The organism is Sphingomonas sp. M1A8_2b (assembly GCF_053345535.1).
Map to the genome: position 1 here is coordinate 663437 of NZ_JBKFAH010000002.1, position 13413 is coordinate 676849.

At 66.5% G+C, this 13413-nt stretch carries 13 protein-coding genes; 1 reads left to right on the forward strand and 12 read right to left on the reverse strand.

The window, feature by feature from the left end; all coding sequences use genetic code 11:
- Positions 1-47 precede the first annotated feature (47 nt).
- From ACLBWL_RS11190 to paoA, 11 genes are all read right to left on the reverse strand, one after another.
- Positions 48-464, reverse strand: a complete 417-nt coding sequence (locus ACLBWL_RS11190; RefSeq protein WP_447793002.1) for a Na+/H+ antiporter subunit G — start codon at positions 462-464, stop codon at positions 48-50.
- The gene (locus ACLBWL_RS11195) at positions 461-730 is read right to left on the reverse strand and encodes a K+/H+ antiporter subunit F (RefSeq protein ID WP_447793004.1); all 270 of its coding nucleotides are present in this window, start codon (positions 728-730) and stop codon (positions 461-463) included. The genes ACLBWL_RS11190 and ACLBWL_RS11195 overlap by 4 nt, the downstream gene beginning before the upstream one ends.
- Positions 727-1218 (reverse strand): Na+/H+ antiporter subunit E, encoded by a 492-nt coding sequence (locus ACLBWL_RS11200; RefSeq protein WP_447793006.1) that lies wholly within the window; start codon positions 1216-1218, stop codon positions 727-729. Before ACLBWL_RS11200 ends, ACLBWL_RS11195 begins: the two co-directional genes overlap by 4 nt.
- Positions 1215-2741, reverse strand: coding sequence for a monovalent cation/H+ antiporter subunit D (locus tag ACLBWL_RS11205; protein ID WP_447793008.1), 1527 nt, complete (start codon positions 2739-2741; stop codon positions 1215-1217). The genes ACLBWL_RS11200 and ACLBWL_RS11205 overlap by 4 nt, the downstream gene beginning before the upstream one ends.
- Positions 2738-3094 (reverse strand): Na+/H+ antiporter subunit C, encoded by a 357-nt coding sequence (locus ACLBWL_RS11210; RefSeq protein WP_447793010.1) that lies wholly within the window; start codon positions 3092-3094, stop codon positions 2738-2740. Before ACLBWL_RS11210 ends, ACLBWL_RS11205 begins: the two co-directional genes overlap by 4 nt.
- Positions 3091-5940, reverse strand: coding sequence for a monovalent cation/H+ antiporter subunit A (locus ACLBWL_RS11215; protein WP_447793012.1), 2850 nt, complete (start codon positions 5938-5940; stop codon positions 3091-3093). Before ACLBWL_RS11215 ends, ACLBWL_RS11210 begins: the two co-directional genes overlap by 4 nt.
- A 178-nt stretch (positions 5941-6118) precedes the next feature.
- The gene (locus tag ACLBWL_RS11220) at positions 6119-6703 is read right to left on the reverse strand and encodes a glutathione S-transferase N-terminal domain-containing protein (RefSeq protein WP_447793014.1); all 585 of its coding nucleotides are present in this window, start codon (positions 6701-6703) and stop codon (positions 6119-6121) included.
- A 57-nt stretch (positions 6704-6760) separates the two neighbouring features.
- Entirely contained in the window at positions 6761-7720 is a 960-nt protein-coding gene (locus tag ACLBWL_RS11225; RefSeq protein WP_447793016.1) for an NAD(P)H-dependent flavin oxidoreductase, read from the reverse strand.
- Positions 7721-7815: 95 nt separating this feature from the next.
- Positions 7816-10008 carry an aldehyde oxidoreductase molybdenum-binding subunit PaoC gene (paoC, locus tag ACLBWL_RS11230; RefSeq protein ID WP_447793018.1) on the reverse strand — a complete coding sequence of 731 codons (2193 nt, stop codon included), beginning with the start codon at positions 10006-10008 and terminating at the stop codon, positions 7816-7818.
- Between the two features lie 5 nt (positions 10009-10013).
- Entirely contained in the window at positions 10014-10964 is a 951-nt protein-coding gene (locus ACLBWL_RS11235) for an FAD binding domain-containing protein (RefSeq protein ID WP_447793020.1), read from the reverse strand.
- Positions 10961-11605, reverse strand: a complete 645-nt coding sequence (paoA, locus tag ACLBWL_RS11240) for an aldehyde dehydrogenase iron-sulfur subunit PaoA (RefSeq protein WP_447793022.1) — start codon at positions 11603-11605, stop codon at positions 10961-10963. The genes ACLBWL_RS11235 and paoA overlap by 4 nt, the downstream gene beginning before the upstream one ends.
- Before the next feature lie 100 nt (positions 11606-11705).
- Here paoA and ACLBWL_RS11245 point away from each other — a divergent pair, with 100 nt between their 5' ends.
- Entirely contained in the window at positions 11706-11906 is a 201-nt protein-coding gene (locus tag ACLBWL_RS11245; RefSeq protein ID WP_447793024.1) for a hypothetical protein, read from the forward strand.
- A 50-nt stretch (positions 11907-11956) separates the two neighbouring features.
- Here ACLBWL_RS11245 and ACLBWL_RS11250 read toward each other — a convergent pair whose 3' ends face one another.
- Positions 11957-13372 (reverse strand): dihydrolipoyl dehydrogenase, encoded by a 1416-nt coding sequence (locus ACLBWL_RS11250; RefSeq protein WP_447793026.1) that lies wholly within the window; start codon positions 13370-13372, stop codon positions 11957-11959.
- Positions 13373-13413: the final 41 nt, after the last annotated feature.

A 13413-nucleotide genomic window follows, 5' to 3' on the forward strand; every position in this document is an offset into this window, starting at 1 on the left:
GTTCGCCGATCCATATCGAACTAGGGGCGGGGGCCCAACCGTCTGTGTCAGGTCGACGTATTGGCGGTCGACGCGGGCGTCCCGGGGTGTGGCGCCTCGAAGGTCGCCCAATCGCTCGCCTCAGGGGTCGGCGGATCCCCGGCGATCCCTGCGTGCTCGGTGGTCCCCGCGCTGCGCCGACGATGTAGATGAACCTTGGCGATCATGTTCGCGGAGATCGGCGCGGTGATGAACAGGAACAGCGCGATCAGCAGCTCGTGCGTGCTCCATGTTCCCGATTGCAGCCAGACATACAGCATCGATGCGAGCAGCAGCGATCCGACCCCGAGCGTGGTGGCCAGGGTCGGACCATGCAACCGCTCCATCGTCGACGGCAACCGCACGAGCCCCCAACTGCCGATCAGCATGAACGCGGCCCCCAGCAGGATCAGCGCCGCGTCGATATGGCCAAGCAGCGCGATCATTCGACGATGTCTCCGCGAAGGATGAACTTGCAATAGGCGATCGTGCTGACGAACCCAACCATCGCCAGCAACAGCGCTGCCTCGAAATAGGTGCCGGTGCCGCCGATCATGCCGATCACGACGATCAGCGCGATGACGTTGATGACCATGGTATCGAGTGCGACGATCCGGTCACCGATCGCCGGGCCTCGGATCAACCGCCAGCCGTTGCATAGCAAAGCGACGGCGACCGCGATTGCGGCGATGTGGAGGGCGACGGCGATCATGCGAATATCCTCAGCAGCCGTGCTTCGTAGCGCGTCTTGATCCGTGCGATCTCAGCCGCTTCGTCGGCGACGTCGAGCGCGTGCACCAGCAGCGCGCGACCGTCGGCGGAGACGTCGGAGGACACGGTTCCAGGGGTCAGGCTGATCGTCGCCGCCAGGATCGTGATCGCCTCGGGGGTGGTCAGGTCGATCGGGATGACGAGCCAGCGCGACCGGAGATCGCGGTTGCGCCGGAACAGGATCAGCCGCGCGACGTGGATATTGGCGGTGACGATATCGAACAGTACGACCGCTAGAAACGCGATCAACGTGGCGCCGAACCGCAGGCGCGGACGATCGGGCCAGAACGGTTCGGTGAACTTGGGCAGGACCAGCGCGAAGACGAGGCCGAGCACAATGTCTCCGACCGTGACGCTGTTCGTCAGCAACAGCCAGACGATCAGCATCGTTGCCGACAAGGCAGGGTGGGGAAGGAGCCACCGGATCATCGCGTACCGATTCCCAGGACGGCGGCGATGTAGCGGTGTGGCGCGAAGATTTGCGTGGCGGTGGCCTCAGCCTGCGCCGTCGCCCAGCCGGCACCGATCGTCAAGGCGGCGAGCAGTCCGATCAGGATTGCGGGAGCGATCAGTTCGGCCCAAGAGCGGGCAGGGCCGTTGATCGGGTCGGCATCGCCCGGTGAGGCCTTCCAGAAGATCGCGCTGCCGACGCGGGCGAAGCCTATGACGCCGATCAAGGTGGTGCCGAGAACCGTTATCCAGAGAACCACCCACGCCGAGGTCGCTGCCGTTGTCGTAAGAATGAACAGCTTGGCGACGAAGCCCGACAGCGGGGGCAGCCCCACGGCCGCGATCGCCGACACGAGGAATAGCAGCCCGGTCGCCTGCTGTCCCGCAAACCGCGGGCTTGGTACCGCTGCATCGCCATATTGGCCGCGGCGGCGCAACGTTATGTCGGCGACCAGGAACAGCGCGGCACCCGCAAGCGTCGCATGCACCAGATAGAAGAGCGCTGCCGCCATCGCCATCTGGGTCCAACAGGCAACGGCGAGCACCAGCGTACCGGTCGATCCGATCAGCGCGAAGGCCGCCTGTTCGCGCATTCCCCGGGCCACGAACACGCCGGCAAAGCCGACGATCGTGGTCGCCACGGCAGCGGGGAACAGCCACGGCGACGGGAGCCACGCCAGCGCGCCTGCTCGCTCGCCGAAGACCAAGGGTATCGTGCGGATCATCGCGTAGACGCCGACCTTCGTCATGATCGCGAATAGCGCCGCGACCACCGGCATCGTCGCGGCATAGGTGCGCGGCAGCCACAGATGGAGCGGGACGATCGCCGCCTTGAGCGCGAAGACGGTCATCAGAAGCACGCCGGCGATGCGAAGGATGCTTTCATCCGCCGCGCCCGACACCGCGATGCGCCGCGCGAGGTCGGCCATGTTGAGCGTCCCCGTCACCCCGTAGAACAGCCCGAGCGCGATCAGGAACAGCGCCGAGCCGACGATGTTGACCACGACATAGCCGATGCCCGCCTTCAACCGGGCCGCGCCCTGGCCGTGGAGCATCAGGCCGTAGGACGCGATCAGCAGGACTTCGAAGAACACGAACAGGTTGAACAGATCGCCCGTGAGAAAGGCGCCGTTCAATCCCAGCAGCTGGAAATGGAAGATCGGGTGAAAATGCCAGCCTTTCCGATCGGTGCCGGTAATGATCGCATGCAGCAGGACGACCAGCGCCAGCGTCGCCGACAGCACCAGCATCGTCGCGGCAAGCCGGTCGAGCACCAGCACGATCCCGAACGGCGCCGGCCAGCCGCCGAGCGGATAGCTGCGGATCGCGTCGTCCTGCATCAGCGCGAACAGCGCCAGCGCCGCCAGCAGCATCGCCCCGCACCCGACCAGCGATAGTCCGACGGCGACGGCCCGTCGGCGGCGCATCACCATCATCGTCAGCGGCGCGATCAGGGCGGGGATCACGATCGGCGCGATCACCAGATGGTCGAGCAGCGTCATTCCTGACCCTCGTCGCGGGCGGTGTCGGCGAGACCGTCGACCTGATCCGAGCCGCTCTCGAGGAAACTGCGCAGCGACAGGATGACGACCAGCGCGGTCATGCCGAAGGTGATGACGATCGCGGTGAGGACGAGTGCCTGGGGCAGGGGATCGGCATGATCGACCACGTCCTTGGCAAACAGCGGCGGGCGATCGACGACCAGTCGCCCGATCGCGAACAGGAACAGGTTCACGGCGTGCGACAGCAGCGTCAGCCCGAGCACGACCTGGAACGTCCGCCCGCGCAGCGACAGATACACGCCGCCGGCGGTGAGCGCGGCGATCGCGCTGGCAATCAGGAACTCGAGGCTCATCGGATCGCCCGCTCGTCCGCCCCAGTGTCGTGACGCGCGGCGCGCTGCGGGTCGTGGCGCGCGGCGCGCTGGGCGACATGGCTCAGTTGCGCCAGCGCCATCATCACGGCGCCGACCACGACGCACGCGACGCCGGTATCGAACAGCGTCGCGGTCGCCAGTTCGATCTCGCCGACCAGCGGCAGGTGGACATAGCCGAAGCTGCTCGACAGGAACGGCGCGCCGAAGACGAGCGATCCGAGGCCGGTCGCCGCCGCCAGCACGACACCGATCGCGATCAGCGCATGCTCGCCGATCCGCCGCCGCTCGTCGGTCCAGTCGAACCCCGAGGCAAGATACTGCAGCAGGATCGCGATCGAGAAGACCAGCGCGGCGATGAACCCGCCACCCGGCGCATTATGGCCGCGCAGGAAAATGTGGAGACCGACCAGCAACGCCAGCGGCAGCAACACGCGCGCCGCCATTACGAACATCATCGGATGGCGCTCGGGGGAATGCGGCATGTCCGCCCGCCACCCGCGCAGGCGTTGCCCGGCGAGGCCGCGCGCCGCCGGTTCGAGCAGCGCGTAGATCGCGAGCCCGGCGATGCCGAGCACGATGATCTCCCCAAGCGTGTCGAACGCGCGGAAATCGACGAGCGTGACGTTCACCACATTGCGCCCGCCCGCCTGCGCATAGCTGTTCGCCCAGTGGAACGCCGACACCGTCGCGATCGACGGTCGCGTCATCACCGCCCAGGCGAGCCAGCCGGTCCCGGCCCCGGCAACCAGCCCGAGGATCGCGTCGCGCGTCTTGCGCGGAATCCCCGACAGCGTCGGCGGCGACTTGGGCAGCAGGTTCAGCGCCAGCAGCATTAGCAGGATCGTGACGACCTCGACCGCGATCTGCGTCAGCGCCAGATCGGGCGCCGACAGGTGGACGAACGCCAGCGCGATGACGAGCCCGATGACGCCGAGGAACAGAAGGGCGAGATAGCGGTGGCGCTGCATCACGACGACTGCGCCGGTGGCGACGATCAGCGCGAGCCACGCGACGATCGCGACGGGTGACGCCGGGAGACGCGGCCGCGGTCCCGCCGATATCCCGCCGCCGGTCAGGACCGCGCCGATCGCGAGCGTCATCGCCACCGCGACCAGGACGAAGAGGTAGCGCTGGAGGGAGGCGGTATGCACGACGACGGACATCCGGCGTGTGACGGCGAAGACCGACTGCATTGCTGCGTCGAACATCCGCTTCGCATCGGGGGCGGATCGTTTCTCGACCCACTCAGCGACCGGCGCGTGCCGCCACAGCAGCAGTACGCCGATGCCGATCGCGGCGATGCTCATCGCGAGCGCCGGATAGACCCCGTGCCACAGCGCGAGATGCAGGTCGGGCGAGGGACCGCCGACGATCGCGCCCGTCGCGGCGGCGACCAGCGGCCCCGCGATCGTCATCGGCATCAGCCCGAGCGCGACCGCGACGACGACCAGCACGATCGACGGCGCGAGCATGGCGACGCCCGGGTCGTGCGGATTGGCCTGCTCGCCGGTCCGCGTTTCCCCGAAGAAAAGCCCGGTCGCATAACGCAGCGAATAGGCGACCGACAGGATCGCCGCGAGCGTCGCCAGGATCGGGATCAGCAGGGTCTCCCCAGCCAGATTGGCGTGCGCGCTCTGTTCCAGCATCATCTCCTTCGAGATGAAACCACCGAGCGGGGGCAGTCCGGCCATCGACGCGGCGGCCAAGGTGCCGAGCGTCGCGGTGATCGGCATCAGTGTCGCGAGCCCACCCAGCCGTCGGATGTCGCGCGTGCCGGTCTCGTGATCGACAATCCCCGCGTTCATGAACAGCGCCGCCTTGAACGCCGCGTGGTTGAGGATGTGGAAGACCGCCGCAGTCGCCGCCGCAGTGGTACCGAACCCCAGCAGCATCACCATCAGCCCCAATTGGCTGATCGTCGAATAGGCGAGTATCGCCTTCAAATCGTCGCGGAACAGCGCGACCGCCGCGCAGAACAGCATCGTCGCAAGCCCGGCCGACGCGACCAGATAGAACCACAAGTCGGTCCCCGACAGCACCGGCCACAGTCGCGCCAGCAGGAAGACGCCCGCCTTCACCATCGTCGCGGAATGCAGATAGGCACTGACCGGGGTGGGTGCGGCCATCGCGTGCGGCAGCCAGAAGTGAAACGGGAACTGCGCCGATTTGGTAAACGCGCCGAGCAGCACGAGCACCAGGATCGCCGGATACATCGGCGAGGCCTGGACGATGTCCGCACGCGCGAGAATGGTTGTCAGTTCGTACGACCCGGCCGCCTGTCCTAGCAACAGCATCCCCGCGATCAGCGCAAGCCCGCCGCCGCCGGTTACCGCCAGCGCCATCCGTGCACCCTGCCGTGCGTCGGCCCGGTCGCGCCAGAACCCGATGAGCAGGAACGACGACAGGCTGGTCATCTCCCAGAATATCAGCAGGAGCAGGACGTTGCTCGACAGCGCGATGCCGATCATCGCACCCTGGAACAGCATCAGGAACGAGAGGAACCGCGCGGTCGGCTCATCCCTCGCGAGATAGCCTTGCGCGTAGACGACGACGAGCAGACCGATGCCGAGGATGAGCCCGGCGAATAGCAGGCCGAGCGGATCGAGCCACAGGCTCAGGTCCAGACCCAGCGCGGGGGCCCACGAAAGGCGCGCCGTCAGCGGCGTACCGGCCAGGACGGCAGGGGCGGCGTACAGCAACAGCGCCATCCCCGCCGCGCTTGCCCCGGCCGCGATCGCCATATGCACGGGGCGACCCGCTCGGGCGCACAGGGCCAACATCACGGCGGCGAAGAAAGGCAGCAGAGTAAGGGCCGTCAAGACCATCGTGAAAGACTACCCCCCGTGCGTCGTTCAGTCACCTTTCGCACGATGCGGCGACGGGGTCGACGGTATCGGCCCGGTTCTGGCCGATTTCGCCTGCAATCAAATTCACGCGTTCGACAACCGGACACGGCCCGTCGGCCAGGCGAGCCCCCTCCGACTTGACACGATCATCGTGCGGTCAGAGCAAACCCTCGTGCGTCATCGCCTCCTGGACCGCGGGGCGCGTCATCATGCGGTCGCGAAATGCGTTCAGCGCGTCGGGGACCGTCAGCGCGTTCTTTTTCGCCCACAGCAGCATTACGAACAGATAGCAGTCCGCCACGCTCACATCGGCGCCGAGCAGGAAGTCACCCTTCATCGTGTCGGCGAGATAGCCCATGCGCTTCAGGATGATCTCGCCAGCCTTCGCCTTGTCCGCATCGCTTGCGCCCGCGAAGAACGGCTTGAAGCTCTTGTGGATCTCGGTCGAGATGAACGCGAGCGCCTCGATCAGGTGCGTGTGCCCCATCGCGCCGGATGGCCTCAACGCCGAGTCCTGATGCGCGATCCAGTCGAGGATGGCGATATTTTCGGTCAGCACTTCGCCAGAATCGAGCACCAGCGCGGGGACATAGCCCTTTGGATTGATCGCCGCGAAATCCTCGCCGCTTTCGGTGCGCTTGGCTTTCAGATCGACCTTTTCATGGTCGAACGACAGTCCGGCTTCGTGCAGCGCGATATGATCGGCCAAGCTGCACGCGCCGGGGGAATAATAGAGCTTCATCGCGGTCTTCTCCGTGCTTGACTGCTGCAACGCGTCGGCATCCCGATCGGCTCGGCTTCAGCACCCGATCCGGACGCGGGCAGCACGATATTCGCGCTCAAGACGGTCGACCCGGTTGGCGACGCTTTCGACCTGGGTGACCGCGCCGATACCCTGACCCGAGCCCCAGATGTCCTTCCACGCCTTGGGCTTCGATCCGTTGCCGCCACCGAAGTCCATCGTCTTCAGGTCGCCTTCGGGAAGATTGTCGGGGTCCATCCCCGCCGCCTCGATCGACGAGCGCAGGTAATTGCCGTGTACGCCGGTGAACAGGTTGGAATAGATGATATCGGAGGCTTTGCCGGCGACGATGCCGTCCTTGTACGCTTGATCCGCGTTCGCCTCGGTGGTGGCGATGAAGGGCGAGCCGATATAGCCGAAGTCCGCGCCCATCGCCTGTGCCGCGAGCACCGCGTCGCCGGTCGCGATCGAGCCCGACAGCGCGAGCGGGCCGTCGAACCACTGACGGATTTCCTGGACGATCGCGAACGGCGACAGGCGCCCGGCATGGCCACCAGCGCCAGCCGCGACCGCGATCAGGCCGTCCGCACCCTTTTCGATCGCTTTGCGCGCGAACCGGTCGTCGATCACGTCGTGGAGCGTGATGCCGCCCCAGCCATGCACCGCGGTATTGAGATCCTCGCGCGCGCCGAGCGAGGTGATGACGATCGGCACCTGCCACTTCGCGCAGGTCTCCAGGTCGCTTTCGAGGCGGTCGTTCGACTTGTGGACGATCTGGTTGACCGCGAACGGGGCCGCCGGACGGTCCGGGTTGGCGCGGTTGTGGGCGCTCAGCTCCTCGGTGATCCGGTGGAGCCATTCATCGAGCATCGCCTGCGGACGCGCGTTGAGCGCGGGGAACGAGCCGACGATGCCGGCCTTGCACTGCGCAATCACCAGATCGGGGCCGGAAATGATGAACAGCGGCGAGCCGATGACGGGCAGGCGGAGGTTTTTTAGAATGGCGGGTACGGTCATGCCGGTTTTCTAGCGCAACCTATTCGCGCGCGCCAGAGCCGGTTTTGCCCTCCACCCCGGTCCACAATGCGGCGGGGTGGAGGGCAGGGTACCGCTCAGACCATCTTGCCGATGACCTTGTCGAGCGTCAGCGGATAGTCGCGAACGCGGACGCCGCACGCGTTGTAGACCGCATTGGCGATGGCTGCACCGACTCCGCACAGGCCGAGCTCGCCAATGCCCTTGGCCTTCATCGGCGACGACTTCTCGTCGAGTTCGTCCATGAAGAACACGTCCTGCATCGGAATGTCCGCATGCGCAGGCACGTGATATTCGGCGAGATCATGGTTGACGAAATAACCGAACCGCGTGTCGACGATCGCATCCTCCATCAGCGCCGCGCCGACGCCCATCGTCATCGCGCCGATCACCTGGCTACGGGCCGATTTCGGGTTGAGGATGCGGCCCGCGGCAAACGCGCCGCTCATCCGGCGAACGCGGATCTCACCGGTCGCCGAGTCGACGCCGACCTCGACGAAATGCGCGCCGAACGTGGCCTGCGCATAGGTCTTGGTCAGGTCGCCGAACTCGATCGAGTCCTCCGCCGACAGACCGGCATCGCCCGCTGCATCTGAAAGCGAGACGCTGCGGTTGCCCGACTTCACCTTGCCGTCCTCGAACACGACGTCGGTCGAGTTGAACCCGAGCTTCTGGGCGACCCGCCCGCGCAACGCCATGCACGCCGCATAGACGCCCGCGGTCGAGCTGTTGCCGCCCCACTGGCCGCCAGACCCCGACGACGCCGGGAAGCTGCTGTCGCCGAGCAGGACGACGACCTTTTCGACCGGCACGCCCATCAACTCGGCCGCGGTCTGCGCGATGATCGTGTAGCTGCCGGTGCCGATGTCAGTCATGTCGGTGGCGACGGTCACGACGCCCTTCTTGTCGATGCCGACCCGAGCGCCCGACTTCATCGTCACGTTGTCACGAAAGGCCGAGGCCATGCCCATGCCGACCAGCCAACGCCCGTCGCGGACCTGACCGGGGACGGGGTTGCGCTTGTTCCAGCCGAAGCGTTCGGCGCCGGTCTTCAGGCAGCCGACCAGGTCGCGCTGCGAGAATTGCCGCGACGGCTTTTCCGGATCGACCTGCGTATCGTTGATGATGCGCAGCTGGACCGGATCCATTTTCAGCTTCTCAGCCAGTTCGTCCATTGCCGCCTCGAGCGCGAGCAGGCCGACCGCCTCGCCCGGCGCACGCATCGCGTTACCCTCGGGAAGATCGAGCGTCGCGAGCCGCGTCGCGGTCATACGGTTCGCACCGGCATAGAGCAGACGTGTCGCGTTCGGTGCAGTCTCCGGACCGCCACCGGGTAGATCGCCCGACCAGCTCTCGTGCGCGATTGCGGTAATCTTGCCGTCGCGCTGAGCGGCGATGCGTAGGCGCTGGATCGTCGCCGGGCGGTGCGTCGTGTTGTTCATGATCTGCGGCCGGGCAAGCGCGACCTTCACCGCGCGCCCACCGATCGCGCGCGACCCGAGCGCCGCCATGACCGCATCACTGCGAATCCACAGCTTCGAGCCGAACCCACCGCCGACATAGGGCGACATCACGTGGATGTTTTCCTTGGGCATCACCAGCGTCTCGCTCATGTCGCGGACCGCCCAGTTGATCATCTGGTTCGACGTCCACAGCGTCAGCTTGCCGTCCTTCCACGCAGCGGTGGTCGAATGCGGCTCCATCATCGAATGGCTCTGGTCGGGGGTCGTGTAGCGCTGGTCAACCTTGACCGGCGCCTTGGCGAACGCGCTGGCAAAGTCGCCGACGGCGGTATCGGGGTTACCGTCCTTTGGCTTCACGGCCGCGCTCTGCGACGCGGCGAGATCGAAATTGCCCTTGGTCCGCGCATAGGTGAAGCGAAGCAGCTTGGCGCCGGCTCGCGCCTGTTCGAACGTCTCGGCGACGACGATCGCCACCGCCTGGTCATAATGCTGCACATCGGGGCCGGCGAGCATCCGGGCGGTATGCGCCTTGGCCTTCGCGACCGTGCCGGCGTTCTGGTAGGTCACGATAGCGAGTACGCCCGGTGCGGCCTTCGCGTCGGCGTCGTCGATGCTCTCGATCCGGCCTTTGGCGACCGCCGAACCGAGAATGTAGCCATAGGCGGCGTTCGGCGCGACGTCGTTGCGTTCATAGGCGTAGTGCGCGGTGCCGGTGGTCTTCAGCTTGCCGTCGATGCGATCGATCGGCTGGCCGAGCACCTTCATGCGGTCGGTCGGGTTCGCCGTGGCGGGGGTATCGAACTTCATGGCGATCAGGCCTTCGCTTCTTCGAACACGGCGCCGATGGTGCGCTCGACCAACGGCAGCTTGAACGCGTTCTGTGAGGTGGTGCGGGCGCCGGCGAGGACGGCCGACGCGGTCGCCTTGGCGCCGTTGGGCATCTGCGCCTCGGCCGCTTCGACGCGCCACGGCTTGTGCGCGAGGCCGCCGAAGGCCAGGCGACCGCGACCGCCCGGCTGGATCACGGCGGCAACCGAGATCAGCGCGAACGCGTAGGACGCACGGTCACGCACCTTCTGGTAGATATGCGTGCCGCCGATCGGCTTCGGCAGGGTTACCGAGGTGATCAGCTCACCCGGTGCGAGCGACGTCTCGATGTTCGGTGTCGTGCCAGGCAAGCGGTGGAAGTCGGCGATCGGGATCGCGCGCGTCTGCCCGGTGGCGTTCACCGTCTCCACGGTCGCGTCGAGCACCCGCATCGCAACGGCCATGTCGCTCGGGTGCGTCGCAATGCACGCCTCGCTCGTGCCCATGATCGCAAGGTTGCGGTTGAACCCGCCGATCGCCGCGCAGCCGCTGCCCGGCTGACGCTTGTTGCAGGGCTTGGTGGTGTCGTAGAAATACGGGCACCGCGTCCGCTGGAGCAGATTGCCCGCAGTCGTCGCCTTGTTGCGAAGCTGGCCCGACGCGCCGGAGACCAGCGCACGGCTGAGCACGCCGTAATCCTTCCGGACACGTGCATCCGCGGCGAGATCTGTGTTACGGACCAGCGCCCCAACGCGGAGACCGCCCTCCGAGGTCGGCGTGATCTTGTCGAGGCCGAGGCCGTTGACGTCGATGAGATGCTGAGGTGTCTCGATCTGGAGTTTCATCAGGTCGAGCAGGTTGGTGCCGCCGGCGATGAATTTCGCGCCCGGCGAGCGGACTGCGGCGCTAGCGGCCTCCTTGGCCGAGGTCGCACGCTCGTAGGTGAAGGCCTTCATGCGGTGCGCTCCGTGCCAGCGACGTCGTGGATCGCGTCGATGATGTTCGCATAGGCGCCGCAGCGGCAGATGTTGCCGCTCATCCGCTCGCGCAGCTCGTCGGTGGTGACAGTCGGCTGAGCAGCAATATCGCCGGTGACGTGGCTGGGGATGCCCGCCTTGATCTCGCCGAGCGTTGCGACCGCGGAGCAGATCTGGCCCGGGGTGCAGTATCCGCACTGATAGCCGTCATGCTTGACGAACGCCGCCTGCATCGCGTGCAGCTTTTCAGGCGTGCCGAGGCCTTCGATCGTCGTGATCTCCTCACCTTCGTGCATCACCGCGAGCGTCAGGCAGCTGTTGATCCGGCGCCCTTCGACGATCACCGTGCACGCGCCGCACTGCCCGTGATCGCAGCCTTTCTTGGTGCCGGTGAGCTTGAGATTCTCACGCAGCGCGTCGAGCAGCGTGGTACGCGTGTCGACGTTCAGCTTGGTGGTGCGGCCGTTGACCTTGAGCGTGACCGGCATGGTCGGCGGGGCCGATTGCACGGTGCCCTGCGTCTGTGCCTGCACGCCGGGCGCGGCGGCGAGCGTGGCGGTTGCGACGCTGCCGGCGATCACGCCACGGCGCGACACCGGAAAAGCTTCTTCGTTATGCATAGAAAACCCCTGTATCTGGTAACCGAACGGACGAAGCGCGGCAAAGTTGCGCCGCGCTGTGTCGGTTTTGTTCCGCGGATATTTTGGGCAAGGTATTGGAATGCGTACGATCTCTTCCAGCGTCTCGGTGAGGCTCTACCATCTCGACGACAGCGGTGAGGGCGGGGCGGCGACGACGCTGTTCTACGGTTCGCTCAGCGAAGCGCTGGTGCTGGCCGCGCAGGAGCCGGAGGAGGTGCAGGCGGGGCTGTATCTCGCGACGGAGAATGACGTGGTCGCGTATCTGGACCTGGACGAATAGCGCCCATCTCATGATCCTCCCCGGCCAGGGGGAGGATCAGGGGCCGAGCCTTACGTCCCGGGCATGAACCCGTCATCGCGGTCCGGCGGGGTCGGTGCATGCACTTCCGCACAGATCGATCGCAGCGCCGGCTTCATCCCCTCCTCGAATGTCGGATGATAGAAGGGCAAATCGAGCACTTCGGTTGCGGTCCAGCCGCTCTGGATCGCCCACGCGATCAGGTGGGCGCTGTGCTCGACCGCTGGGCCGGCCATCGTCGCGCCGGTCAGCCGCCCGTCGCGGCGATCGGCATAGAACCGCACCAGCCCCGCATTGCACGCCTCCACCTTCGCGCGGCCCTGGTCGTCGAACGATGCGGTGCCGATCACGACGTCGCGATCGTCGTCCTGCGCGATCTCGCCGATCACCGCGACATTGGGATGCGTGAAGGTGATCGCGAACGGGACGGTTCGCTTGCCGGGCACGACCTCGGGATAGCGCGCCGCGTTGCGCCCTGCGATCGTCCCCTCCGTCGACGCCTCGTGCAGCACCGCGCGATCATGATCCGCATCGCCGGCGATGAAGATCGGCGCAGTGCCGCACTGCATCGTGTCGCGGTCGAACTCGGGCATGCCGTGGTCGTCGAGCGCGAGGCCGGTGGTGTCCAGCCCGATGTCCTTGATCCGCGGGGGCCGACCGGTCGCGACCAGCAGCCGCTCGAAGCGTTGGCTGCCGGTTTCCGATCCGCTCCACGAAACCATCACGCCGTCGCCGTCGGCGGCGACTGTCAGTTTGACGCCGAGCTTGATCGCCATCTCGCGCGACAGGATCGTCTTCAGCGCCTCGGCGACGTGGGCGTCCTTCAACCCCGCGATGGTCTCGCCGGTATCGAACACGACCGTCTCGACTCCAAGCCGCGCCATCGCCTGCGCCAGTTCGAGGCCAAGCGCACCCGCGCCGATCACGCCGAGCGACTTGGGCAGGTCGGAAAGTTCAAAGATGTTCTCGTTCGTCAAAACGTGGTCGCGGACCGGTTCGAACATGTCGGGGATCATCGGGCTTGATCCGGTCGCGATCACGACCGCCTTGGCGTGGACCTCGCGGCCATCGCTGAGCGACAGGACCGTCGCGCCCTTGAAGATCGCGCGCGCCTCGATCTTCACCCCGTCCGGCAGCTTTCCGATCGACTCCGCGACGCCCGCGACGAATGCGTCGCGCTCCTTTCGCACCCGCGTCATCACCGCCACGCCGTCGACCGTGCCCGATGCCTCGACGCCGAACACCGACGCATGCTGCACCGCGTGCATCGCATTCCCAGCCGCGATCAACAGCTTGGAGGGCATGCACCCGACGCTGGCGCAGGTCGTCCCGCTAAAGCCTTCGTCGATCAACAACGTCGTGGCGCCGTTGCGCCGCGCGCTGCGCTCGGCGGCGAGGCCCGCGGTGCCTGCGCCGATGATCGCGACATCGTAGGTGAGATGGGTCATGACACTCTCCGTTGCCGGAGAATTCCGGAAATACGGATGCG